The sequence below is a fragment of the Aliiroseovarius halocynthiae genome (assembly GCF_007004645.1).
Taxonomy (GTDB): Bacteria; Pseudomonadota; Alphaproteobacteria; order Rhodobacterales; family Rhodobacteraceae; genus Aliiroseovarius; species Aliiroseovarius halocynthiae.
Genome location: NZ_ML660020.1, coordinates 219,093 through 243,831 on the forward strand (window position 1 = coordinate 219,093; position 24,739 = coordinate 243,831).

At 59.5% G+C, this 24,739-nt stretch carries 26 protein-coding genes; 10 read left to right on the top strand and 16 right to left on the bottom strand.

All coding sequences use genetic code 11. The features are described 5' to 3' along the window. Positions 1 to 51 precede the first annotated feature (51 nt). The 4 genes from FIL88_RS10030 to FIL88_RS10045 all read left to right on the top strand — a co-directional run bounded on the left by FIL88_RS10030 (position 52) and on the right by FIL88_RS10045 (position 4,332). Positions 52 to 1,536, top strand: coding sequence for a di-heme oxidoreductase family protein (locus tag FIL88_RS10030; RefSeq protein WP_142853715.1), 1,485 nt, complete (start codon positions 52 to 54; stop codon positions 1,534 to 1,536). Next, a complete protein-coding gene (locus FIL88_RS10035; protein ID WP_142853716.1) occupies positions 1,536 to 2,558 on the top strand; it encodes an imelysin family protein in 1,023 nt (340 codons plus the stop codon). Before FIL88_RS10030 ends, FIL88_RS10035 begins: the two co-directional genes overlap by 1 nt. Before the next feature lie 3 nt (positions 2,559 to 2,561). Continuing rightward, positions 2,562 to 3,641, top strand: a complete 1,080-nt coding sequence (locus FIL88_RS10040; protein ID WP_142853717.1) for a DUF1513 domain-containing protein — start codon at positions 2,562 to 2,564, stop codon at positions 3,639 to 3,641. Between the two features lie 94 nt (positions 3,642 to 3,735). Next, on the top strand, positions 3,736 to 4,332 hold the full coding sequence (locus FIL88_RS10045) for a DUF937 domain-containing protein (RefSeq protein WP_142853718.1): 597 nt from the start codon (positions 3,736 to 3,738) through the stop codon (positions 4,330 to 4,332). Between the two features lie 3 nt (positions 4,333 to 4,335). Here the strand turns inward: FIL88_RS10045 and FIL88_RS10050 are convergent, their stop codons facing one another. The 6 genes from FIL88_RS10050 to FIL88_RS10075 form a co-directional block, all read right to left on the bottom strand. Continuing rightward, complete coding sequence (locus FIL88_RS10050; protein WP_142853719.1) at positions 4,336 to 4,701, bottom strand: GFA family protein; 366 nt, start codon at positions 4,699 to 4,701, stop codon at positions 4,336 to 4,338. A gap of 82 nt (positions 4,702 to 4,783) precedes the next feature. Then, a complete protein-coding gene (locus FIL88_RS10055) occupies positions 4,784 to 5,065 on the bottom strand; it encodes a hypothetical protein (protein WP_142853720.1) in 282 nt (93 codons plus the stop codon). 114 nt (positions 5,066 to 5,179) lie between these two features. Next, positions 5,180 to 7,684 carry a GcvT family protein gene (locus FIL88_RS10060; RefSeq protein ID WP_142853721.1) on the bottom strand — a complete coding sequence of 835 codons (2,505 nt, stop codon included), beginning with the start codon at positions 7,682 to 7,684 and terminating at the stop codon, positions 5,180 to 5,182. A gap of 109 nt (positions 7,685 to 7,793) precedes the next feature. After that, positions 7,794 to 8,450 (bottom strand): hypothetical protein, encoded by a 657-nt coding sequence (locus tag FIL88_RS10065; RefSeq protein ID WP_142853722.1) that lies wholly within the window; start codon positions 8,448 to 8,450, stop codon positions 7,794 to 7,796. A gap of 1 nt (position 8,451) precedes the next feature. After that, on the bottom strand, positions 8,452 to 8,985 hold the full coding sequence (locus FIL88_RS10070) for a hypothetical protein (RefSeq protein WP_142853723.1): 534 nt from the start codon (positions 8,983 to 8,985) through the stop codon (positions 8,452 to 8,454). 6 nt (positions 8,986 to 8,991) lie between these two features. Beyond that, positions 8,992 to 9,978 (bottom strand): 2-hydroxyacid dehydrogenase, encoded by a 987-nt coding sequence (locus FIL88_RS10075; RefSeq protein ID WP_142853724.1) that lies wholly within the window; start codon positions 9,976 to 9,978, stop codon positions 8,992 to 8,994. Positions 9,979 to 10,162: 184 nt separating this feature from the next. On the opposite strand from FIL88_RS10075, the gene FIL88_RS10080 reads away from it, so the two are divergent. Continuing rightward, positions 10,163 to 10,633, top strand: a complete 471-nt coding sequence (locus FIL88_RS10080; protein WP_142853821.1) for an SH3 domain-containing protein — start codon at positions 10,163 to 10,165, stop codon at positions 10,631 to 10,633. 45 nt (positions 10,634 to 10,678) lie between these two features. Next, positions 10,679 to 11,590 carry a cation diffusion facilitator family transporter gene (locus FIL88_RS10085; protein WP_142853725.1) on the top strand — a complete coding sequence of 304 codons (912 nt, stop codon included), beginning with the start codon at positions 10,679 to 10,681 and terminating at the stop codon, positions 11,588 to 11,590. On the opposite strand, the gene FIL88_RS10090 is transcribed toward FIL88_RS10085, so the two are convergent. The 6 genes from FIL88_RS10090 to FIL88_RS10115 form a co-directional block, all read right to left on the bottom strand. Then, positions 11,587 to 13,605: a M3 family metallopeptidase gene (locus FIL88_RS10090; RefSeq protein ID WP_142853726.1), complete on the bottom strand. Its 2,019-nt coding sequence runs from the start codon at positions 13,603 to 13,605 to the stop codon at positions 11,587 to 11,589. The genes FIL88_RS10085 and FIL88_RS10090 overlap by 4 nt on opposite strands. Positions 13,606 to 13,743: 138 nt before the next feature. Next, the gene (locus FIL88_RS10095; protein ID WP_142853727.1) at positions 13,744 to 14,178 is read right to left on the bottom strand and encodes a hypothetical protein; all 435 of its coding nucleotides are present in this window, start codon (positions 14,176 to 14,178) and stop codon (positions 13,744 to 13,746) included. Between the two features lie 95 nt (positions 14,179 to 14,273). Then, positions 14,274 to 15,305 carry a HesA/MoeB/ThiF family protein gene (gene moeB, locus FIL88_RS10100; RefSeq protein ID WP_142853728.1) on the bottom strand — a complete coding sequence of 344 codons (1,032 nt, stop codon included), beginning with the start codon at positions 15,303 to 15,305 and terminating at the stop codon, positions 14,274 to 14,276. A gap of 1 nt (position 15,306) precedes the next feature. Further along, complete coding sequence (gene dut, locus FIL88_RS10105; RefSeq protein ID WP_142853729.1) at positions 15,307 to 15,771, bottom strand: dUTP diphosphatase; 465 nt, start codon at positions 15,769 to 15,771, stop codon at positions 15,307 to 15,309. Between the two features lie 48 nt (positions 15,772 to 15,819). After that, positions 15,820 to 17,019 carry a bifunctional phosphopantothenoylcysteine decarboxylase/phosphopantothenate--cysteine ligase CoaBC gene (gene coaBC / locus FIL88_RS10110; protein WP_142853730.1) on the bottom strand — a complete coding sequence of 400 codons (1,200 nt, stop codon included), beginning with the start codon at positions 17,017 to 17,019 and terminating at the stop codon, positions 15,820 to 15,822. 65 nt (positions 17,020 to 17,084) lie between these two features. Beyond that, positions 17,085 to 17,870, bottom strand: a complete 786-nt coding sequence (locus tag FIL88_RS10115; RefSeq protein WP_142853731.1) for a ChaN family lipoprotein — start codon at positions 17,868 to 17,870, stop codon at positions 17,085 to 17,087. 88 nt (positions 17,871 to 17,958) lie between these two features. On the opposite strand from FIL88_RS10115, the gene cobU reads away from it, so the two are divergent. From cobU to FIL88_RS10135, 4 genes are all read left to right on the top strand, one after another. Further along, on the top strand, positions 17,959 to 18,495 hold the full coding sequence (cobU, locus tag FIL88_RS10120; protein WP_142853732.1) for a bifunctional adenosylcobinamide kinase/adenosylcobinamide-phosphate guanylyltransferase: 537 nt from the start codon (positions 17,959 to 17,961) through the stop codon (positions 18,493 to 18,495). After that, entirely contained in the window at positions 18,492 to 19,076 is a 585-nt protein-coding gene (locus FIL88_RS10125) for a histidine phosphatase family protein (RefSeq protein WP_142853733.1), read from the top strand. Before cobU ends, FIL88_RS10125 begins: the two co-directional genes overlap by 4 nt. A gap of 57 nt (positions 19,077 to 19,133) precedes the next feature. Continuing rightward, entirely contained in the window at positions 19,134 to 20,015 is an 882-nt protein-coding gene (locus FIL88_RS10130; protein WP_142853734.1) for a glutathione S-transferase, read from the top strand. Between the two features lie 63 nt (positions 20,016 to 20,078). Then, on the top strand, positions 20,079 to 21,590 hold the full coding sequence (locus FIL88_RS10135) for a YifB family Mg chelatase-like AAA ATPase (protein ID WP_142853735.1): 1,512 nt from the start codon (positions 20,079 to 20,081) through the stop codon (positions 21,588 to 21,590). On the opposite strand, the gene FIL88_RS10140 is transcribed toward FIL88_RS10135, so the two are convergent. From FIL88_RS10140 to rsmI, 4 genes are all read right to left on the bottom strand, one after another. Further along, on the bottom strand, positions 21,563 to 22,489 hold the full coding sequence (locus tag FIL88_RS10140) for an alpha/beta hydrolase (protein WP_142853736.1): 927 nt from the start codon (positions 22,487 to 22,489) through the stop codon (positions 21,563 to 21,565). The genes FIL88_RS10135 and FIL88_RS10140 overlap by 28 nt on opposite strands. Continuing rightward, positions 22,486 to 23,427, bottom strand: coding sequence for a glutathione synthase (gene gshB / locus FIL88_RS10145; RefSeq protein WP_142853737.1), 942 nt, complete (start codon positions 23,425 to 23,427; stop codon positions 22,486 to 22,488). The genes FIL88_RS10140 and gshB overlap by 4 nt, the downstream gene beginning before the upstream one ends. Positions 23,428 to 23,514: 87 nt before the next feature. After that, positions 23,515 to 23,868, bottom strand: coding sequence for a YraN family protein (locus FIL88_RS10150; RefSeq protein ID WP_142853738.1), 354 nt, complete (start codon positions 23,866 to 23,868; stop codon positions 23,515 to 23,517). Continuing rightward, positions 23,865 to 24,680: a 16S rRNA (cytidine(1402)-2'-O)-methyltransferase gene (rsmI, locus tag FIL88_RS10155; protein ID WP_246066679.1), complete on the bottom strand. Its 816-nt coding sequence runs from the start codon at positions 24,678 to 24,680 to the stop codon at positions 23,865 to 23,867. The genes FIL88_RS10150 and rsmI overlap by 4 nt, the downstream gene beginning before the upstream one ends. Positions 24,681 to 24,739 lie beyond the last annotated feature (59 nt).

Below are 24,739 nucleotides of genomic sequence, written 5' to 3' on the forward strand. Positions count from 1 at the left end.
TTTACCTTACCCGGCCCACGCCCTACAACGCCGGGAAACAGGAGCCGCCAGATGCGCAAAACATCTTTCCTGATGGCCCTTGCCGCCGTCACATCGCCATGTCTCGCCGAGGATCTTGGCCCGTGGGGCGAACCGCATTTGACACCCGCACCGCGGACCCAGGCTGAACGTGAGCGCATTCAGGCGGCCACAGCTTCACCGACCGACTTTTCAGCCCCGAACAGCTTCGAGGTCCGAAGCGCAGGGGCAGCGACGCAGATGGATCCGCAGCCGCGTGCGCTGTTTTCGACCCCCTTCCCAAATTTGCCAGCCGATCAGAAGCTCGACTTCACCTTGGGCGAGGCGATGTTTGAGAAGCTTTGGGTTCAGGCACCTGCCTCGACTATTTCATCCGACGGGCTTGGCCCGCTGTACAACACCCGCGCCTGTTCGGCATGTCACGTGCAGGACGGGCGCGGTTTTGTGGCAGATCCTCAGGATCACAAGGGGCTGGTTCTGCGTCTTTCTGTCCCGGGTAAGGGCATGCAGCCCGAACCAAATTATGGCTTTCAGCTGCAAACCCGTGCCATTTCGGGCCACCACGCCGAAGGGCAGCTTTCCATCACCTATCAGGAAACGCCTATCACGCTGGGTGACGGCACAATCGTGATGCTTCGCGCCCCACATTATGCGGTGCACGATGGTGCGCATGGGGATCTTGCCCCGGACGCTATGACATCGCCCCGGATCGCACCACAAATGATCGGGCTGGGCCTTCTTGAAGCCATTCCCGAAGCTGACATTCTGGCACAGGCCGATCCCGATGACGCGGACGGAGACGGCATCTCGGGGCGTCCAAATGTTGTCTGGTCACACATATTTGACCAACCGATGCTGGGCCGCTTTGGTCACAAGGCTGGCAACCCAACCCTGCGCCAGCAATCTGCCGATGCAGCAAACGGGGACATCGGCTTGTCCTCGACGTTGTTCCCCAATCATTGGGGCGATTGCACGCAGGCACAGGTGGATTGCCGCACCGAGCGTCACGGTGGAACGGAAGCGCAAAACGGTGTCGAGCTGGGGGACAAAGCGCTTGACGTTCTAACCACCTATGTCGCCGCATTGGCACCGCCTGCGCGACGAAACGCAAGCAACCCCGACGTCCTGCGTGGCAAAGAGCAGTTCCACGTCGCTGGTTGCGCGGCGTGCCACACTCCGGCTTTCGTCACCCATCGCCTGCCCGACGATCCGGCACGATCCTTTCAACTGATTTGGCCCTATAGCGACATGTTGTTGCATGACATGGGAGAGGGGCTGGCAGATCACCGCCCAGAATGGCAAGCTAGCGGGCAAGAGTGGCGCACGCCGCCTTTGTGGGGAATCGGCCTGACGGGCCAGGTGAGCGAGCACTCGACCTTTCTTCACGATGGGCGCGCGCGCTCACTGCTTGAAGCCATCCTGTGGCATGGCGGCGAAGCGAAGGCCGCGCGGGACACCGTGCGCTTTATGGACCCGTCTGACCGTGCTGCGCTGATCACATTTCTGGAGTCGCTCTGATGCGCCTGCTTTCCATCGTTGCTGCCTGCATTTTGCCCGCACAGATATTGACCGCTCAGGTCGCCCCCCGTGTAGACCATTCCGAAATCGCGGATCGCGTATTGACGGTGTTCGACCGCCAGTTCGGCGCGTTTCGTGATGAAAGCGCGGCGCTAGCCGACACTGCTGTGACCTATTGTGACGGTGGCGCACGTGAACCGGTTCTAGACGCCTTCGATGCCACATGGTTGGCTTGGGCCCCGCTGGATGCCTATCAGTTCGGCCCGATCGAACAGCAGGCCGCCGCCCTTACCGTTAACTTCTTTCCAGACAAGAAGAATTTCACCGGCCGCGCGCTGCGTCAGCATCTGAAACGGCCCGAGGCCGAGCAGGGCGATGCAGCCATCGTGGCAGGATCAAGTGCAGCATTGCAGGGGCTACCTGCAATCGAACGTCTGCTGTTTGAGGATCTGCCAACGTGCCCTTCTTTGGTTGGTGTGACCGGCAATCTGGCCCGGATCGCGCAAGACCTCCATGACGGGTGGTTCGCATCCGAAGGCTGGGCAGAGCTGGTGCGCGCTGCGGGGCCTGAAAACCCTGTCTATTTGTCAAATACCGAGTTCACCAAACAGATCTACACCGCACTCGGCTTCTCGATCCAGCGACTGCGCGAGCACCGTTTAGGCCGCCCGCTTGGCACCTATCAACGTGCTTTCCCAAAACGGGCTGAAGCTTGGCGTTCCGGGCTGACCAACCAGATCATGATTGCCCAATTGGACGGTATGATCGAGGTGATCAATCTTGGCTTCGCGGGCGCGGTTTTCAATCCGTCGCGCGCATGGGTGGTGAAGGTCATCAAAGACACGCAGACCCGCGTGGACGCCATCGGCGCGCCTTTGCTCGACGCTGTTGAGGATCCGCAAATGCGCGTGCGCATCGAGGGCATCATGTCCAAGCTGGAATACCTGCGCCTTCAGATGGACGAGGATATCGGACCCGGCCTTGGGGTCGAAACCGGCTTCAGCGCAGGCGATGGGGACTGATCCATGGATCGCCGTAATTTCTTTCGCAGCGTGGTGGCAGGGCTTGGCACCGCCGCCCTGCCCTTGCCCGGCTGGGCCGACGCAGGCGCACCCGATTTCGTGACCGCCGGGAATAAACCCGACAACTCGACTTGGTTGGTTGGGCTGACTGCCACGGGAGATGTACGTTTCCAGATCCCAATCCCCGGACGCGGCCATGCCGCTGCACTGCATCCAACCGGCCCCCAAGCGGTTGCCTTCGCCCGGCGCCCTGGGCGTTTCGCCGTTATTATTGATTGCGCTGAGGGGACCGAGGTCGCACGCCTGAACAGCCTTGATGGGCGGCATTTCTATGGCCACGGCGCGTTCTCATCCGATGGGTCTTTGCTGTTCACGACCGAGAACGACTTTGATGCACCTGCTGGTGTGTTGGGCATCTGGGACACGACCGACGGGTATAAACGGATCGGAGAGGTGCCATCCGGTGGCATCGGGCCGCATGAAATTCTGGCTCTGCCGACTGGCGGCTTCGTGGTTGCCAATGGCGGCATTCAAACCCATCCCGACATGGGGCGCGCGAAGCTGAACCTGCCCCAAATGCGCACCAACCTGACCTATCTGGATGCGGCAGGTAAGATCACGGCACAAGCAGAATTGGCGGGCGAATTGCACCAGAATTCAATCCGTCACATCGCCTTGGATCAGGACGGTGATGTGGTCGCAGCGCTGCAATGGCAAGGACTGCCCACCAAGAATGTGCCCTTGGTCCTGCGCCACACACGCGGCGAAGACTTGAAGCTGCTCACGCACCCGGACGAACGTCAGTTGAAGCACTATGCAGGATCAATCGCGACCTGTGCCGAGACGGGCGAAATCGCTGTGACTGGTCCGAAAGGCAGCCATGTGCTATTTTTCAACAAGGATGGCACGCCCAACGGATCGTCACAGCACGGTACAGCAGCCGGCGTCGCGCAATCCCGAACCGGCGGTCTAATGATCACCCGTGATGGCGGGTTGGTACTTCGCATGAACGGCACGGAAACGCTGATCCCCGTCGGGGGCGACTGGGCGTGGGACAATCATCTGGTGCCCATATCCGTCTAGCAAAACGGCGCGTGGGTACGAAATCGCCCGCATTCCCCTTATGTGGCGACCACCGATGCATCATCTTGACCACAACTCAAATAAGGAGAACACCATGTCCCTTCTACAATTGCTGCAACAAGCGCAAAACGGTCAGGGCCTGTCGGCACTGGCAGAACAGGTTGGTCTGGATCAGACACAGGCCGGGGATCTTACCAGCCTTTTGGCACCTGTGATCGGCAAAGCTGCCAAACAGCAAGCCGAAAGCGGCGGGCTGGACAGCATTCTGGGTGCGCTGAAAGGTGAAGCACAGGCAGGAATGTTTGACGATGTTGCACAAGCTGCCAGTCCCGAAGGTGCTGCGCAGGGTGCAAATTTCCTGAACGGTCTGTTGGGCGACAACGGCACCAATGCGCTGGCCGAACAAGCAGCTGAACGCACTGGTATTGGTATGGAACAGATCATGGCCTTCCTGCCTGCACTGGGTGCGATGGCACAGGGTGGTCTGCAAAAACAGATGCCCGATGCGTCGATCGACGCGCTGCAAGCGGCGCAATCTCAGGGCTCGAGCGGCGGCTTGATGGGGCTTGTCGGCGGTCTGCTTGGTGGAAACCAGCAGGGCGGTCCTGACCTGTCTGCTTTAACATCGCTTCTGGATGCTGATGGCGACGGGTCCGTCGTCGACGACATCATGGCAAAGCTGTCAAAGTAACCGCTAGTCCAGAAACTCCCAACTGTCTGCCCCGTCAAAGTGGCGGACAGTTAGCGCGTTCATGACCTCAAGCGGGGCCATGCGCAAATTGACCGCGATCCGGTCCTGATCGGTGTTCTTGCCCGGCCCCCAATGGGTAATGCACCCACATGTTTTACAGGCATGGAAGTCGATCATGTGATCGCCCCAGCTGTAGGTTTTCGTGTGGTTCTGCCCAGATAGGATGGCACCTTCATTTGGAGGGCAATGCGCCCACAATGCGCCATATCGGCGGCACATCGAACAATTGCACGAAACGACAAATTTAGGCGCGCTAACCTCGAATGTGACCGCACCACAATGACATGACCCACTGATTTTCTCCTCCATCTTTGTCTCCTCAAAATGTCAACGGGACGGTCGCAAAAAAGAGAACAAAAGACAAACAAATAATTGGGTGGCCGTCTCGCCATCAGTGTTTCGACAGCAACAAACGCGCTTCCAGATCGCTGATAAGATAGCTGTCGTCAGCACTGAATCTTTCAATCAACAAGCGATGCAGATCTTCGAAATTTGCGGGATCAATCCAACCGATATGCCAATTCGTTTCATGATCTTCGCCCTCTTCAATCGCGCTGACAAAACGCCAATAGTCAGCAACGACCGCTTCAGGAACGCCCAGCACAATTAACGCACGCTTGTGTGTTTCCAACCATTTTTCGCGTTCTGTCGGGGCTGACCTTCGATAGCTCATAGTGGTTCTGTTTTTTCAGTTATCGGGCATGGCTCATCCGATCACAGCCCCGCAACGAGGGCAAACAAAAAACGGCCCCACTTGGGGGCCGTTCTCATCCAGTTTTCAAAGCGATCAGCCGTTGACGCGGATCGTTTCGTTTTTCGGGTCATAGGGGCTGTCTACGGTGACTTCAGCGTCATACAGTTCGCCCATGATTTTCACCTTCAGCTTCTGTCCCGAAACTGCCAGCTCGGGCGAGACATAGCCCATTCCGATCGACTTCTCGAAAGCCACCGAATAGCCACCCGAGGTCAGACGGCCCACTTTGACGCCATCCAGGAACAGCGCTTCGCTGCCCCACGGATCCGCATCATCCGGCCCATCGATCAACAGCGTGCAGCATTTGAAACGCACACCGGTTTCGACCATGGCTTCTTTGCCGTGGAAGTCTTTTTCCAGATCGATAAAGCGCGGCAGGTCGGCTTCGGCGGGGGTCGCATCGCGGCCCAGTTCGTTGCCGAATGCACGATAGGATTTTTCCTGACGCAGCCAGTTCTGGGCGCGGGCACCAACCAGCTTCATGCCGTGCTTTTCGCCTGCTTTGTTCAGCAGGTCCCACAGATAGTTCTGCATCTCAATCGGGTGGTGAAGTTCCCAACCCAGCTCGCCGGTATAGGCCACACGGATCGCGTTCACCGGGCACATGCCCAGTTCGATCTGCTTGGCGGACAGCCATGGGAACGCTTTGTTGGTCAAAGCGTTTTCAGGGTCTGCATCGACGATAACCTCTTTCAGAACGTCACGCGATTTCGGACCGGCGATGGCGAAGACGCCCCACTGGGTCGTCACGTCCTGAATCTCGATGTAGCCAAACTCGTCCATCTTGTCCTCGGCCGCCTTGCGCAGGAAGTCGGCGTCGTACTCGGTCCATGCACCGGCCGAGACGAGGTAGTAGTTGTTCTCGCCGTTGCGCACGATGGTGTATTCGGTGCGGGTGGTGCCTGCCGATGTCAGCGCATAGGTCAGGTTGATGCGACCAATACGCGGCAGTTTGTTACAGGTGAACCAGTCAAGGAACTGGGTTGCACCGGGGCCTTTGACAACGTGCTTGGTGAAGGCAGTTGCGTCGATCAGACCAACGCCTTCACGGATCGCTTTCGCCTCGTCCACAGCGTGCTGCCACCAGCCACCGCGACGGAAGCTGCGGCTTTCTTCATCATAGTTCGCAGGCGCGTCAACCGGGCCGTAATAGTTGGGGCGTTCCCAGCCGTTGACCCAACCGAACTGAGCACCTTTTGCTTTTTGGCGGTCATAGGCGGGCGCGGTCCGCAGCGGACGACAGGCAGCACGTTCTTCATCCGGGTGGTGCAGGATATAGACGTGCTCATAGCATTCTTCGTTCTTGCGCGCTGCGAACTCGGTGGTCATCCAGTTCGACGAATAGCGCTTGGGGTCAAGCGACGCCATGTCGATTTCGGCTTCGCCATCGACCATCATCTGGGCCAGATAATAGCCAGTGCCGCCAGCCGCGGTGATACCAAAGCTGAAGCCTTCAGCCAGCCACATGTTGCGCAGACCCGGTGCCGGACCCACCAGCGGGTTGCCGTCAGGGGTATAGCAGATCGGTCCGTTGAAATCGTCTTTCAACCCGCTTTCCGCACAGGACGGCACGCGTTCGGCCATCGCCATGTACTGATCCGCGATCCGGTCCAGATCCAGTGGGAACAGGTCCGCACGGAAGCTGTCTGGCACGCCATGTTCAAAACGAGCCGGCGCGCCGTGTTCATAGATGCCAAGGATCCAGCCGCCGCGTTCCTCACGGGCATAGCTTTCGTTGTCGGCGTCGCGCACAACAGGGTGCTCGGGGTTGCCAGCTTCGCGCCACTTCACCAGCTCGGGATCGGTGTCCATAACGATGAACGTGTGCTCAACCGGGATGGCGGGCATCTTGATGCCCAGCATCTTCGCGGTGCGCTGTGCGTGGTTGCCCGAAGCGGTCACGACATGCTCGGCAGTGATCACGACCTTCTCGTCGCTTTCGATCAGATTGCCACCTTTTTCGACCATCTTGGTGCAGGTGACTTCCCAGTGCGTGCCGTTCCAGTGGAAATCATCGGCCTGCATCTTGCGCACGATTTCAACGCCACGCTGACGGGCACCTTTGGCCATCGCCTGCGTCACGTCTGCCGGGTTAATGTATCCGTCTTCGGTGTGATACAGCGCACCCTTCAGGTCGCCGGTTTCGATCAGCGGCCAGCGCTCTTTGATCTGATCCGGGGTCAAGAATTCGTAGTTGATGCCAACCGTATCTGCGGTCGAGGCATAAAGCTTGAACTCGTCCATACGATCTTCGGTTTGCGCCATACGCAGGTTGCCCACAACGGCAAAACCAGCATTCAGGCCTGTCTCGGCTTCCAGCTCCTTATAGAACTTGACCGAGTAGTCGTGGATGTGGGTCGTCGCATAGGACATGTTGAACAGCGGAAGCAAACCGGCGGCATGCCAAGTCGAGCCCGACGTCAGTTCGTCACGTTCGATCAGCATCACATCGTCCCAGCCAGCTTTGGCCAGGTGGTAGGCAATCGCCGTGCCAACGGCACCACCGCCGACGACAAGCGCTTTTACATTGGTTTTCATGGGGCGACTCCCTTGGGAAAAATCTGTTGCATTATAGATGCCGAAAGGTGGGGCCAAGGTCCGAACCTGCCCGACCTTACACAGAATGAAAACGACATGAGCGGCGGATTCAACGCTTTAGGGCGTCGGCCAACTGGTCCACCGGGATCACGGGGGTGATCAACGCCTCGATTTCCTTTCGCCGTGGATGGTCCGGCACGAACAGCGTCATACAGATATAATCCTCGACCAGCGCGGCCTGCCCTTCGAAATTGTAAGACAGATAAGCGCCGGGTTCGCGTCCCGGCCAATAATAGGGGTCCCCCGGCTGGAAGCTTTCAGCACCTGATTTGAAGGGCGTATAGCCAGTGCGCTCGCGGTTTTGCCATTGCCAGACATGGACCAGTTCATGCGCCATCAAAAGCGCATGTGGCATCGGCAGGCTTTTCGGCCAGCCTTCGAACATGTCGTCACGGTAAAAGTCGCGTTTCAGATAGATCTGATTCCACAACACGAACCCCGCCGGGAATGTCCATTTCCGATCGGGTTGCGCCACGCGGTCACAGATCGTTTTCGGCAGCTTGCGCGGATCGGCTTTGGGCGCACTTGCCGGAATGGGTTCTGGCTTGGGAAGCGGCAGAACCCCGATCCCCGCACGGACGCGCACCTTGCTGGTGTCCAAAGATTCGCCGAACAGGACACGAGACATCTCGACCTCGTTCTCAGATAACGGGCGCGAGCAGGCCGCCAAGCAGACAAACGCGACAAGAATGACGTATCTGATCATCTCAACGCCCCTCTGACTGGGGTTTCAATGCGTTCCGACGGGCGGCGCGCACCTTGGCGCCAGTATAGATCAACCCAATGACCAGCCCGATCATCCCACCCAGATACGAAGTGTCGTGCAACATCGCCGCGCGCCCGTATCCGATGGGATCCTTGGCAGCGGTTGGCACCGGGATATGGTCCATTGGTGGGTCAAATGCCAAGCTGACCAGGCCAAGCGCAAAGGTGATCGCAACAACAAGCATGGCAGCACGAAGAAAGACGCGCCGTGTTTGCGCAGACGACGGGATTCCCAGCGACATGACCGCAATCGGAATGCCGATCACCAGGCCCATCCACCAGCTGGCCTGCCATCCAACATAGGCGGCACCCACGCGACTTTGCAGCAAGTCAGGGATACGGAACTGCGGAAATTTCAGCGCATAGAAATAGTCAGGTCCGATCGTAAAACTGATCTGGTTGTGCACGATGCCATAGGCCCCAGCCAGCACGCAGGCAAAGCCAACCATCAGGGGAATGACCAGAAGGCGGCGCATGGCGGATTACAGCGTCCCCGGCACGACCTGATCGGGTGGACGGTGGCCGTCGGCGAAGGTTTTGATGTTGATCAGAACCTTCTCGCCCATCTCGACGCGCCCTTCGACGGTGGCGGATCCCATATGCGGCAAGGCCACCACGTTGGGCAGGTCGCGCAGACGGGGGTTGATCTCGTTCCCGTGCTCGTACACGTCCAGACCAGCGCCTGCGATCTCGCCCGCGCGCAGCATCCGGGTCAATGCGTTCTCGTCTATCACTTCCCCGCGCGACGTGTTCACAATCACAGCCTCTGGCTTCATCAGCTTAAGTCGGCGTGCGTTCATAAGATGGAAGGTCGAGGGCGTGTGCGGGCAGTTGATGGAAATCACATCCATCCGCGCCACCATCTGATCAAGGCTTTCCCAATAGGTCGCCTCGAACTGCTCTTCGATCTGCGGATGCAGGCGACGTCGATTGTGGTAATGCACCTGCATACCAAAAGCACGCGCGCGGGTTGCGACGGCCTGACCGATGCGGCCCATGCCCAGAATGCCGACGCGGCGTCCCTGGATACGGTGGCCCAACATGGCGGTTGGAGACCATCCGGCCCATTCGCCGGACGCCATGGTGCGAATGCCTTCCGGAAAGCGGCGCGTGACCGCAAGAATCAGCGCAATGGCCATATCCGCCGTGTCATCTGCCGACACGCCGGGCGTATTTGACACCAGAATGCCGCGCTGTCGGGCTGACCCGACATCAATATGATCGACACCAGCACCGTAATTGGCGATCAGACGCAGCTGTTCGCCAGCCCCGGCCAGCATGTTTGCGTCGATGCGATCATTGATAGTCGGTACCAACACATCGCACCGTTTCATCGCCTCTGCCAGCTCGGCTTGGCTCATCGGTTGATCATCATCCCGAAGCTCGACATTGAAGAGTTCCATCATCCGGGTCTCGACAACCTCGGGCAACCGTCGCGTCACAACAACACTTAGACGTTCAGCACTCATGCAAGCCCTCCCTACGGCTTTTCTTTTGCGCGTGTCCCTGCCAAAGTGACAAGGAACGAGGCAAGGTACAAGCTCTCTCCGGATCGCAGACGAAATAAAATTGCGCGAACGGGGTAGGCAGCAGGAGATCAGCGTGAGACTTCGAATAGGCATCCGTTTTGCGGCCCCTGTTTTGGCTGTGTGTATGGCTGTGCAGGCCGGATTTGCGCAGTCAAACGCGACGGATGAACGCGGCGCGGTCACCAACCTGCCAATCCCCCGTTTCGTGTCCCTGAAAGGGGGCGAAGGCAATGTCCGGCGCGGCCCATCGCTGCGCCACCGGATCGACTGGGTGTACAAACAGCGCGGCATGCCGCTGCGCGTCATCGGCGAATACGAACATTGGCGACAGGTGCAAGATCGCGACGGCGTCGGCGGATGGGTGCATTATTCGCTTTTGTCGGGCGCACGTACGGCGATTGTGGATCAAGATCTTATGCCGCTTTACAGCCGTGCTGACCCTGAAAGCCAGATTAATGCCTATCTCGAGGCGGGCGTCATTGCGCGGATCGAAAGCTGCGGGCCGGTTTGGTGCCGCCTGAAGGCAGATGGCATTCGGGGATGGACCACCAAAGAAACGATCTGGGGCGTCGGCCCGGATGAAGAGATCAAATAACCGCCAAAGCTTGCACCCCCTGCCCCTGTAAGCTAGCCCAGAGCAATGAGCAGACCCGAGAACACCAAACTGAACCTGTCCGCAGGTGCCGCATCTGCGCTTGTTGCGGTCACGCTTGTGGCGTTGAAGCTGTGGGCGCTAGGCGAAACGCAAGCGTTGTCCGTCGCCGCGTCGCTGGCCGACAGCGCAATGGATCTGATGGTGTCTTTGGGGGCGCTCACCGCGATTTGGTACGCCGCGCGCCCGGCGGATGAGGATCACGCCTTCGGCCATTCTTCAGCCGAGGATCTTGCAGCACTGGGGCAAAGCCTTTTCATCATGGTTTCTGCCGGGATCATTGCTTGGGCGGCCGTCGCGCGCCTGCTGTCGGGCGAGCCCGCCCCGATCATGTCCCATGAAAGCGGCATTGTTGTCATGGTGATATCCATCGTGCTGACGCTGGCCTTGGTCTTGTGGCAGCGCCATGTGGCGACACGCACCGGGTCTGCGGTGGTCAAGGCGGATAGCCTGCACTATCTGGGCGACCTTATTCCCAATATCGGCGCGATCCTGTCCTTATGGGCCGCCGCCTGGTTCGGGATGGAACAGATTGACAGCGTCGTGGCCATCGGCGCAGCCCTCATGTTGGCGGTTGGCGCGTTGCGTATCTTCAAGACCGCATGGGATGGGCTGATGGACCGCGCCGCCGATCCCGCCGTGATCGAAGGGGTCGAGGCCATTGCCCGCGACCACCCCGGCATCCACGGCTTTCACGATCTAAAGACGCGCCGGTCGGGCTCGATCACCTTTATCAACATGCATATCGAGCTGGATGGCAAGCAAACGCTGGACGAGGCGCATTCCATCGGCGCCAGCCTGCGTCGCGCCATCCTGCGCGCTTATCCGAATACGGATGTGCTGATCCACAAGGATCCGGTGGGGGTCGAAACGCATCCGGACGACCCCCAAAAAGGTTAAGCCAACCCGCGACCTTTCAGAAGCGGTTCAACACCGGGCAAACGACCCCGGAACGCAGTGTACAAGTCCGCCGCATCCACCGACCCACCTTTCGACAGGATATGGTTTTCCAGCTTTTCGGCCATCGCCGGATCGAAGGCATCACCGGTTTCGGTAAAGGCATCAAAGGCGTCTGCGTCCATCACTTCGGACCACATATAGCTGTAATAGCCCGACGAATATCCGTCGCCTGCAAAGACATGGGCGAAATGCGGCGTGGCATGGCGCATACGGATGGCAGACGGCATGCCAATGCGTTCCAACGTCTCTGCCTGTGCCTGCATTGGGTCAGCGGGCGCTTTACCGTCATGGAAATCCAGATCCACGATGGCCGAGGACAGGAACTCGACCGTCTGGAACCCGGTATCATGGGTCGACGCCGACAGCAGCTTATCCAATAGTACTTTCGGCATCGCCTCGCCCGTCTTGGAATGGGTCGCGAACTTGCCCAACACCTCGGGGACTTCCAACCAGTGTTCGTAAAGCTGGCTAGGCAGCTCGACAAAATCACGCGCAACCGAGGTGCCCGAGATCGACGGATAGGTCACATCCGACAGCATCTGGTGCAGCGCATGGCCGAACTCGTGAAACAGCGTCCGCGCGTCGTCCCAAGACAGAAGCCCGGGCTGGCCATCCTCGGGCTTCGCGAAGTTGCAGACATTCACCACGATGGGGCGGATATCACCCGCCAGTTTCTGCTGGCTGCGCATCGCCGAACACCACGCACCCGAGCGCTTCGACCCACGGGCAAAATAGTCACCCACGAAAACCGCGATATGCTGGCCATTCCGCGTCACGTCCCAAGCGCGGGCGTCCGGGTGATAAAGCGTCACGTCCAAGGGCGCGAACTCCAATCCGAACAGGCGGTTGGCGGTGTCAAACGACGCCTCGATCATCCGGTCAAGCTGCAAGAACGGCTTGATCTCGGCTTCGTCCAGATCATGCTCTGCCTCGCGCCTACGTTCCGCGTAAAAGTGCCAGTCCCATGGCTCCAGATCGCCGTTATGGCCATCTGCATGCAGCATGTCTGTCATTCGCGCCGCGTCTTTGTTCGCGGCATCCCGTGCTGGCTCCCACACCTGCATCAACAAATCACGCACCCGGTCGGGCGTACCTGCCATCTCGGTTTCCAACTTGAACGCCGCGAAACTGTCATACCCCAGCAGGTGCGCCCGTTCCTCGCGCAGTTTCAGCGTTTCCGCCGCAATCGCACGGTTATCGGTGTCGCCTCCATTCGCACCGCGGGCGGTATATGCCTCGTACGCTTTCTGACGCAGATCACGGCGCGTAGAGTGCTGCAAAAACGGGGTGATGACCGAACGCGAGAGCGTCACAGCAGGCCCATCAACGCCCTTCTCCGCACCAGCGGCACGGGCCGCGTCCAGCACGAACTTAGGCAATCCGTCCAAGTCGCCTTCGCCCAAGGGCATGAACCAACTGCGTTCATCTGCCAGAAGATTCTGCGTGAACTCGGTTCCCAAGGTCGCAAGGCGCTCCAACACCTCTTTCAACCGATCGCGATCCGCCCCTTCCAAAAGCGCGCCCGAGCGCACAAAACGGCGGCGAGTCAGCATGAGCACACGGGCCTGTTCATCCGTCAGACCCAACGTCTCGCGCGATTGCCACAAGGCTTCGATCCGCTGAAACAAATCCGCATTCATCGTCACCTCGGACGAAAACACCGCGAGCAGCGGGGAAAACGTGCGCTGCAACTCTTCCCGTTCGGGCGTGCTGTCGGACCCCGCCACATTGTAAAACACTCCCAACACCCGATCGAGCGGCGCGTCTGCAAGTTCCAACGCTTCAATTGTGTTACCGAATGTCGGCGCTTCCGGATTGTCTGCAATCGCAGCAATCGCCCCGCGGGTTTCGTCCAATGCGGCATGAAACGCCGGTTCAAAATCGGCATCCGAGATCAGATCAAACGGCGGCAGCTCAAAGGGCGTGTCCCAAGCGGACAGAAGCGGATTGGTCATAAGTGTCTCCTTTGAGGGGAAGCTAGTGGGAGCAGCTGGGGATTGGAAGGGGGGGCTGGCTTGAACGATGTTTCGAAAACGCCGCCCTCTCGATAGCTTGTCCGAAATGCGATCCATGATCCATAAATCAAAATCACGCTAGCTTGGATGGACACCCTTACGCTCAAGCTCCGCTTCCCACCTATCCAATCGGCGCTGCGCAAAATCGCGAACCGCAGAGTTCTCGGATCGGGCAAGCCGTTCAAGTGCAGCCAGTGCGTCAGTCGTTCCAATATCCGCAAGCGCCCATGTGCATTTACGCGAGAACGAAAAACCGTCATCCCATTGAAGGTGCTCCGGGATATCGATGGCCCGTTTTTCAAGCACAGCCACCGCATCGCAGCAGCGCAATTCCTGAATATACTGAACTATGTCCTCATGCGGAAAGAACCAGTCTTCTTCAAGCGCGCGTGTCAGCAGGGCACAGACTCTGTCTCTTGGCTCAAATGTTGGCGCATCTACCAAGGCTTCCTCGAAAGCTAAAGGATTCTTGTCTGCAAACGCCGCTTCCAGGGCTTCGATCTTTGTACGCACGACCACATCTGGCTGTGTTGCGCAATCAAGGACCCCAGTTGTCACATCCCGGCCCGGAAGCCGCCCGAACTTTTTCCGTTGTTTTTTGAGCCAATTCACCCACAGCATACGCACCCATCCCGCCGCTTCGTCTTGATCACCCGCGTTTCCGCATACATCGCATCATAGATCAGCATCCGGCCGCGCAGTCCTTCGCCCGCGCCGGTGATCTCTTTCACCGCTTCCGTCGCCATGATCCCGCCGATGATAGCGGGCAGCGGGCCAACAACGCCAGCTTCGGAACAGCTGGGGGCCAGACCCGGCGCGGGGGCTTCGGGGAAGATGCATTGATAGCACGGGGCACCATGGGTCGGATCGAAGGTGGACACCTGCCCTTCCCACTGGCTGAGCGCACCGCCAATGACGGGTTTTCCCAGTTTCGCGGCCACGCGGTTCACCAAATAGCGTGTCTCGAAATTGTCCGAGCCTTCAAGGATCAGGTCATACTCGGCCAATAGTTCAACTGCGATGTCTTCCGTCAGGCGGCGGTTATAGGGGCGGACCTTGATCGCGGGGTTTTGGGCCTTCATTGCGGCTTCGGCCGAGAAGACCTTTGGCGTGCCAATATCGGCATCGCGGTGGATGACCTGCCGTTGCAGGTTGGAATTGTCGACCACATCGTCGTCGATCAGACCAATGGTTCCCACGCCCGCCGCGGCCAGATACAACAGCACTGGCGAGCCAAGACCCCCGGCTCCAATGACCAGCACGCGGGCCTCTTTCAGCGCAACCTGCCCCGGCCCTCCGATCTCGCGCAGGACGATATGGCGGGCATAGCGGTCCAGCTCGGTATCGGTGAAGGGCCCATCATCTGTGCCTGCCGTTGGTGCAGCGGGCACACGGGATTTCAACCACGCCAAACCGCGCCCATACAGTGCAGCCAGACCAATGGCCGCGAAGAACACGGCCCAGATTGTGAAGTTCCCCCCCAACCCGGCTGTGATCGGGTTGCCCTCGGGCAGAACCGAGAAGCTCAGCAGAATGACCGCGGCCAGCAACCCAGTCAAATACCAGCGCTGCGACTTGGTGAACCGCAAATATGCGCCGCCAAGCCAAATCAACGCCAGTGTCAACAGCACCCAAGCCATATCAGCCGCGCCCTGTGGACCCAAATCCACCTGCACCGCGCTGGGTGTCACCCAAAGCGTCAACCAACGCATAGTCCGCCTGCACGACGGGCGCGACGACGGCCTGCGCGATGCGATCACCATGACCGATTGTAAAGGGATCGGCACCCAGATTGATCAAGATCACCCCAAGCGGCCCGCGATAGTCGCTGTCGATCGTGCCCGGCGCATTGGCCAGCGTCACGCCATGTTTCGCAGCCAAGCCGGACCTCGGGCGGATTTGCATCTCGAACCCATCGGGAATTTCCACGCGAAGACCCGTGGGCACGATGCGGCGCTCCATCGGGGCCAAGACCCAGCCAGCGGCGCGGTCCGTTTCAGGAAGATTGGCACGAAGATCGGCACCTGCGGCCCCAGCGGTTTCATAGGACGGCAGCGCGATGGATACATCCGCTCCCTCGTCACGAACTAAATTGATCTGTGGCATCAGCCCCTCGTTTTTCTTGTCTCAAATATCCCCGCCGGAGGCACAGACCTAACCCGCTAACGCATCCGCAATGCGCGCGGCCAACTGGCGGGCGACATCATCTTTGCCCATGCGCGGCCACACATCAGCACCATCGTCCGAAATCAACGTCACCGCATTTTCCGACCCGCCCATGATCCCCGTCTCGGGACTGACGTCATTGGCCACAATCCAGTCACAGCCCTTGCGCACCCGCTTCGCTGTGGCATTGGCCATCACATCATCCGTTTCAGCAGCGAAACCCACCACCAGCGGCGGGCGCCCTTTTTTCATTTGGCTGACAGTGGCCAAGATGTCCGGGTTTTCAGCGAACTCCAACACGGGCAGGCTGCCTTTTGCATCTTTCTTGATCTTGCTGTCGGATGCAGACACCACGCGCCAATCAGCGACGGCTGCTGCAAATACGGCTGCATCCGCTGGCAAAGCGGTCTGAACTGCCTCCAGCATCTGTTGCGCAGATTGCACTTTGACCACATTCACGCCGTCGGGTGGCGGTACATCCGCCGGACCAGTCACAAAGGTCACGTCCGCACCCAACGCCGACAATGCACGCGCCAAGGCGGTGCCCTGCGCCCCGGATGAACGGTTGGCGATATAGCGCACCGGATCAATCGGCTCGTGCGTCGGGCCCGAGGTCACAAGCACATGCTTACCCCTCAAGGGACCATCCATCAGCGCGGCCTCGACAGCCGCCACGATTTCCAGCGGCTCGGACATGCGGCCCGGGCCGAACTCGCCACAGGCCATCGCGCCTTCATTTGGGCCAACGAACAGCACGCCGTCACCTTTCAGCAAGTCAACATTGCGCTGGCACGCAGGGTGTTCCCACATCCGCACATTCATCGCAGGCGCAACCAACACGCGTTTATCGGTCGCCATCAACAGGGTCGAGGCCAGATCATTCGCCAGCCCCCCGGCCATCTTGCCCAGAAGATCCGCCGTCGCCGGGGCAACTACCACCAGATCGGCCGCGCGGGACAGTTCGATGTGGCCCATCTCGGCCTCGTCCGTCAGATCAAACAGATCCGTATAGACCTTGTTCGCCGCCAACCCGGATGCAGATAGCGGCGTCACGAATTCCTGCCCTGCCTTGGTGATAACTGGGGTCACCTCGGCCCCGCGTTCACGCAGACGCCGGATCAGGTCCAGAGATTTGAAGGCCGCAATGCCGCCGCCAATAATCAGAAGGATGTGTTTGCCTGCCAGCATGAGGATCCCCTTTGAAGTACATCCAAACAGTTACGGGAGCACGGCCCGCCTTTCAATGGGCGGTTTTATTTGAACTGCGCGCATGGGTCGTCGCGTTCGGGCGCAAGGGCGTCCAGAATGATGTCAAACCCGCCCTCTGGTGCAACGTCATCTTCGCCCTGTCCAACCACAGCCACTGTCACATCCGGTGCAACCCGCGCCAGATAGCTTGGCACACCCCAATCCCTTCGTGCGTGGCCGTTGCCGGTGATGACCACGACAGGCCCGCCAGTGTCGCCCAGCGCCCGCACCACACCCGCTGCCAATGTGGCATCACGCAGGCGCTGCACCTCGATCATGCCACCCATCATCTCGCGCGGCATGGCTTCGCAATGGGCTTGGAATTGAAGTTCGATTCGTTGGGCCTGCTGCGCCTCTGGCAACGCCTCGGTCAGGCCATAGGCCATAGCATCCCCTTGAAAATGCGCCTCAACCCCGTCGGAATAGGTTGCGCGGGCTGCATCGCGATCCACACCAGCCCCGACAATCGGACCGGCATGGGCCCGAAAAACCGGCAGATACATCTGATAATCCGGCCAACCGCTCTCGGCCCAGGCATCCGCATAGCCCGCCGGATCTGCTGCCAGCTTATCGGCCTCGTCCTGCCCCAGCATTTCGACCACAAGCGCATTCGGGACCAATGCCTGCACGATCTGCGCCTGCACCTGATGATGCGTCGGGTTGTCATGCACCTCACCCACGATCACCACGTCAGCCCCTTTCAGGCGCGACAGATCATCGGCGGACAGGGTCGCATCTTGGGCGAAAACTGGGGCGGCAAGCGGGATCAAAGCGACGAAAGCGTATTTCATGAGGCGACGCTAGAACGACCCGCCACATGTCTCAAGCGCTTTCACCTTGACGCAGTATGGGTCGCGATGTCACGTCAGATGGATGAGCATGACACTTCCTCCATTGACCCTTGTTCTGGGCGGCGCAGCATCCGGCAAATCGGACTATGCCGAGCAGTTGGTCGCGGCCACGGACCGCCCCATGTTGTATATCGCGACGGCGCAATCCTTTGACGCCGAGATGGACGACAAGATCGCCCTTCATCAAGCGCGGCGCGGCGCGGGCTGGCGCACGATCGAGGCTCCGCTGAACGCGGCTGACGCCTTTGCCTGCGCCGAAGAATCCGAGGTTGTTTTGTTTGATTGCGCAACCATGTGGCTGTCCAATCAGCTATTCGCCGAGAGTAATTTAGGTGACGCAGAAGTCGCTTTGTTCAGCGCAATTTCGGATTGCAAGGCCCCTGTCGTCATCGTCTCGAACGAGGTCGGCGCGGGCATCGTGCCCGAAAACGCCTTGGCGCGACGCTTTCGTCAGACGCAGGGCGAGCTGAACCAGCGCATCGCCCAGCGTGCGGATCTGGTCGTGACCGTGATGGCCGGGCTGCCCTTGGCTCTGAAGGGTACCATGCCCAGCGGTGCATCATGAGCACGCCGGTCACATGGTGGTGGGTGCGCCACGGTCCGACGCATGCCAAAAACATGGTGGGTTGGCGCGATCTACCGGCAGATCTGTCCGACACGGAGGCTTTGGCGCGTTTGTCAGGTCACCTGCCCGACGGTGCGGCTGTGGTCTCAAGCGACCTCATCCGCGCGGTGGCGACAGCTGATGCCATCGACACAGGGCGCACACGCCTGCCGCACACCCCGGACCTGCGCGAGTTTCACTTTGGCGACTGGGACGGGCTGGGCTGGAAAGAGGTCGCGGACCGCGACCCCGAATTGTCACGCGCCTTTTGGGAAACGCCGGGCGATCACGTCGCACCGGGGGGGGAAAGCTGGAACCAGCTGGCCGCGCGGGTGTCGGGCGTCGTGGACGGGATGAACCGCGCAGGCCACGCAAACATTGTTGCGGTGGCCCATTTTGGCGTGATCCTGACCCAGATTGCACGGGCGGGTGGGATGACCGCCTATCAGGCGCTGGGGCATAAAATCGACAACCTGTCCGTGACGCGTTTGCACTGGGATGGGGCTGATTGGTCAATCGGGGCAATCAATCACCTGCCGTGAAGACGCACGTCACAAATTTGAAATTGCGCACTGCAGTCATCACGCTAGGTTAAGCGTATGCGTTATGACCTTTATATTGGCGACCAGACATTTTCCAGTTGGTCGCTTCGCGGATGGCTGATGTTCGAAGCGTTCAACATCCCCTTCCGCACCCATATGGCAGGCCTGTATAGCGGCTCGTTGAAAGAAGATTTGGCCGAACTGGCCCCGGCGCGGTTTGTCCCCGCCATGCAGACGCCCGAAGGTTTTCCAGTGGGCGACACGTTGGCCATGGCCGAAACATTGGCCGAGAACCACCCCGAGGCGGGCCTGTGGCCCAAAGATCCTGAGGCCCGCGCCTTAGCGCGATGGTTGGTGGCCGAGATGCATTCGGGTTTTGGCGCGTTGCGCGGCGATTGCCCGATGCAACTTTTGGGCTTCGTTGACGGCTTCAAACCATCGGACGCCGTGATGGCAGATCTTGCGCGGATCGAGGAACTTTGGTCGATCGCCCGCAAAAAATTTGGTCGCGAGGACAGTCCGTGGCTGTTCGGAGACTATTCGCTGGCGGATGTGTTCTATGCGCCGGTCGCAGCGCGGATCGCAGGGTTTGGCCTGCCGGTCAGCGCGGATGCACAAACGTATGTGGCAGCACATCTGGCCGACCCGGTGTTCCGGCGCTGGCGGGCGGTGGGGCTTTTGAAATCCTATGATCCCGTTCCGTATATCGATGGTATGGCTGTCTCGGCGTGGCCCGGCCCGACCCCGCTTGCCGCCAAAGCCTGTGACGGTCCATCGATCAACGACATCTGCCCTTATTCGGGCGATCCGGTTACGGACTTTATGGAACTTGACGAGCAGGTATGGGGCTTTTGCAACCCCGGATGCCGCGACAAGACCGTGAATGATCCCGCAGCCTGGCCTGCCTTTATGGACATGGTGTCTGCACACAACAGTTAGCCGACGGTTAACCTTTTGCTAACCATGCCGATCTAGCCTGCCTGAAAAAGGGCAGGTTGGATCATGGTGGCACGCATCAGCACGGTGGCGTTTGAAGGGATCGACGCCAAGATTGTCGAAGTCGAATGCGCCCTGTCACCGGGTCTGCCCAGCTTCGCCATCGTAGGGCTGCCAGACAAGGCAGTGTCTGAAGCCCGCGAACGGGTCCGGGCGGCACTGGCGGCAATGTCAGTCGCCCTGCCCCCCCGCAAGATCACCATTAACATGTCGCCCGCAGACATGCCCAAGGAAGGCTCGCATTTTGACCTTCCGATAGCGTTGGCCCTGTTAGCCGAAGCGGGATTGGTCCCACGCGAAGAATTGTCGGGCACGTTGGCCATCGGAGAATTGTCGCTGGACGGATCCTTGATCCCGGTCTTAGGGGCACTTCCAGCCGCTTTGACGGCTGCTGAGAACGAGCTGGACCTGATCTGCCCCAAAGCCTGCGGGGCAGAAGCCGCGTGGATTGACGCCACCAAGGTTCTGGCTGCCGACAGCCTTGCGGGCGTTTTGCAGCACTTTACCGGGCAATCTCCCATCGCACCTGCATCGGCCGGACACGTTACGACGTCTGTGACATCAAAAGACCTGTCTGAAGTCAAAGGACAAGAACGGGCCAAAAGGGCGCTCGAGATCGCCGCCGCAGGACGTCATCACCTGCTCATGGTTGGGCCACCGGGTTCGGGCAAGTCAATGTTGGCGGCACGGCTTTCCGGTATCCTGCCGCCTTTATCCGCGCGCGAAGCGCTTGAGACCTCGATGATTCACTCTGTATCGGGCCTGTTGGATGCAGGCGGCATTTCGCGGACGCGCCCCTTCCGTGCGCCGCATCATACGGCGTCAATGGCGGCAATTGTCGGCGGGGGGCGTGGCGCAAAACCCGGCGAGATCAGTCTGGCCCATAACGGCGTCTTGTTCATGGATGAGTTCCCCGAGTTCAACCGCCAGACACTGGAAACGCTGCGCCAACCGTTGGAAACCGGAGATGTCACGGTTGCACGGGCCAATGCGCATCTGCGCTATCCCAGTCGGTTCCTTCTGGTGGCCGCCGCCAACCCCTGCAAATGCGGGTATCTGACCGATGCTGGCCGTGCCTGCAATCGCGCCCCCAATTGCGGCGCGGATTATATGAATAAGATATCAGGGCCGTTATTGGATCGGTTCGACCTGCGGCTTGAAGTGCCCCCAGTCAGCTTTCAGGATCTTGATCTGCCCGCAACCGGCGAGCCATCCGCCACCATCGCCGCCCGCGTCGCCGAGGCACGGATGCGACAGACCGAACGCTATGCCGACCAGCCCGATGTCACGACAAATTGCGATATCGAGGGGGATCTTCTGGCGCAGGTTGCGACACCTGATCAGGATGGGCGCGAAATTTTGAACAAAGCGGCTGATCGCTTTGGCCTATCGGCGCGTGGATATCACCGCGTGCTTCGCGTGGCGCGTACGGTTGCGGATCTGGACGGGGCGGATCATGTGGGTCGCAGCCATGTCGCCGAAGCCTTGGGCTATCGTTTGGTCGGTCCAGCCGTGTGATCGTCAATGGCCGCTTTGATGGCCTGCGCGATGGATTGAATGGATTTATTGGCCTCGGGTAACTGCCCCGCAAACATCTGCCAAACATGAGGCAGACCGTCGGCTTCTTGCAGATCAACGCGCACGCCCTGTTCTTCAAGGACGTTTGCCATGCGGCGGGCATCGTCCAGAAAAATCTCGGATCGGCTGACTGTGATCAGCACCGGCGGCGCCCCCGTGAAATCCGCAAACAAAGGGCTGGCACGAGGATCGCGGGGATCGGCACCATCCAGATAGAAGGCGGCCAATTCCTCCATCCGCTCGGCCGGCAAGACAACCTCGGTGGCGTCATTATCGCGGATGGATGCACCACTTGTGGTCAAATCCGTCAATGGCGACAAAGCTATCGTCAGCAACGGCTTCGGCAGGCCCAGCGCCATGATCTGCGACAGCAGAACAAGTGCTAGACCGCCACCGGCGCTGTCTCCACCCAGCACAATCGCGCGATCGGGATGGGCTTCAATCACGTCACGATAGATTGCAAGCGCATCGTCGGGTGCTGCGGGGAACGGATGTTCCGGGGCCAGTCGATAGGCGGGCAAAAGCGCGCGCAGCCCGGCAGAGCGGGCCATTCGCGCGACCAGGTTGCGCACGGTTCTGGGTGACCCGAAGAAATAACCACCGCCGTGGAAGTACAGCAAGATCGGCGCATTATCGGGTGCTCGGGAGCCGATCTCCATGACCGGGCGGGACATATCATGCCACGTGTATTTTGTACCGCGTGGCGGATGAAGGGAAAGCCGCGCCACACGTTCGAACCGTTTCCGTACCCGGCCAACGTTATCGGGCGAGGCACGGGTCAACGCCGGGCGTTCCGTCAGGCGCAGCCAAAAGTTCAGGGGGCGACGTAACCAGCTCATGCGCAGCGCGCTTCAATAGCCTGCCAAATCTTCTCGGCAACATTTGTGCCGTCGAAACGTTCAAGCTCTTGAATGCCGGTCGGCGAGGTCACGTTGATTTCGGTCAGATAATCGCCAATCACGTCGATGCCGACGAAAATCTGGCCTTTCTCGCGCAGAAGCGGACCAATGGCGGCGCAGATTTCAAGGTCGCGTTCGGTCAGGCCGATCTTCTCGGGCCGTCCGCCCACATGCATGTTCGAGCGCGTCTCGCCCGCCGCAGGCACCCGGTTGATCGCGCCGACGGGTTCGCCATCCACAAGGATCACACGTTTGTCGCCATTCGACACGTCAGGCAGAAATTTCTGTGCAATCAGCGGCTCGCGGTTGATGCCAGCGAACAGTTCGTGCAGCGACGCAAGGTTGCGGTCGCTTTCATCCAGACGAAAAACGCCCGCGCCGCCGTTGCCGTAGAGCGGCTTCAGGATGATGTCGCCATGCTGCGCTTTGAAGGACTTCAGCGTCTCGTAATCACGGGCGATCATGGTGGGGGGCGTCAGGTCGGGGAACTGAAGCACCAGCAGTTTTTCGGGATAGTTGCGCACCCAGAACGGGTCATTCACCACCAGCGTCTCTGGGTGGATCATATCAAGGATATGTGTCGTGGTGATATAACCCATGTCGAAGGGCGGATCTTGGCGCAACCAGACCACGTCCATCTCGGCCAAATCCATGTCTTGCAATTCGCCCAAGGTGAAATGATTGCCCTGCTCGCGGCGAACCGTCAGCGGCCAGCCACGCGCGATCACGCGACCCTCGCGATAGGACAGCTGATCGGGCGTATAGTAAAACAGCGAATGCCCGCGTGCCTGTGCCTCTTCCGCGATGCGAAACGAGCTGTCGGCATTGATGTCGACATGGTCGATCGGGTCCATTTGAATGGCAATTTTAAGCGACATGGGCGGGCTCCGTCAAAATTCAGTCCCCCATAAATGGGGCAGAGCGCCCTGTGGTGCAATGGGCTTCCCGCCCGAAACTTTTTTAGATCAATGTCCCAATGCGTTCTCTAGGATTTGAACTTCGCCCGCGCCGTTCACAAGGGCCACGTCAAACCGACTGGGGGTCAGATCGCCCTTGGGTTCGTCGCACAGGAATTCAGCCGCTGTCTGATACAACCTTTTGATCTGGGCCGCAGACAATGCTTCTGCAGCGCGCAGGAAGTCACGGGATTTCTTGACCTCGACAAAGATCACTTCGTCGCGGTTGCGCACGATCAGATCAATCTCACCCCGCTTACCACGCCAACGTCGACCAACTACTTGCTGCCCACGCCCCTTGTAGATACGCGCCACACTGTCTTCGGCAGCAATGCCAGACAGATATGAGACCTTTCCGCTCATCCATCCCGGCCCATGGTCAGGGCGGTCTGATAGACTGTGCGTCGCGGTAAGCCGGTGGCCTGAGTCACCATCGCGACGGCATCTTTCATGCTCATCTCTTTCAACGCAGTCCCCAGCATTTGTTCCAGATCCACATCTTCCGTATTCTCTTCTGCCTGCCCCAGCACCAACGCAATTTCGCCCTTCAGGGTCATGTCAGAAATCTGGTCGCTTAGTTCCTGCACGGTTCCGCGCCGAATTTCTTCGAACTTCTTGGTCAGTTCCCGGCACACAGCAGCGGGGCGTAGTTTGGCGTCAGTCGAACATAAATCGGTTAGCAGCCGGTTAATGCGCTTGGGGCTTTCATAAAGGATAAGCGTTGCGGGGATGGCCAGCAGATCGGCCAGCCATTTCTGGCGTGCGCCTTTGGCGGCAGGCGGAAATCCCGCAAAGCAGAACCGGTCCGAAGGCAATCCCGACAGGCTGAGTGCCGTAATGGCAGCCGTTGCCCCCGGAAGCGCCGTTACAAGAGCGCCGCCTTGCGCCACGTCGCGCGCCAAGGCAAAGCCGGGATCCGCCACAAGCGGGCTGCCCGCTTCGCTGGCATAGGCAACAGATTTCCCCTGCGCGATCAGCTTCATTATCCCATCACGCCCCGCTTGCCCAGAATGATCGTGATAGGCAATCAACATGCGGTCGCCCAAAGCAATTCCATGGATTTCCATCAGCTTACGCGTGGTCCGCGTATCCTCGGCCGCGATCACATCTGCCGAGGCCAGCACATCCAACGCCCTAAGCGTGATATCGCGCGCATTTCCGATTGGGGTCGCCACCAGATAAAGTCCGGGCTCAAGGGGAGTTCTGTCGGGTTTCACACTGGACCTGTCTGTTC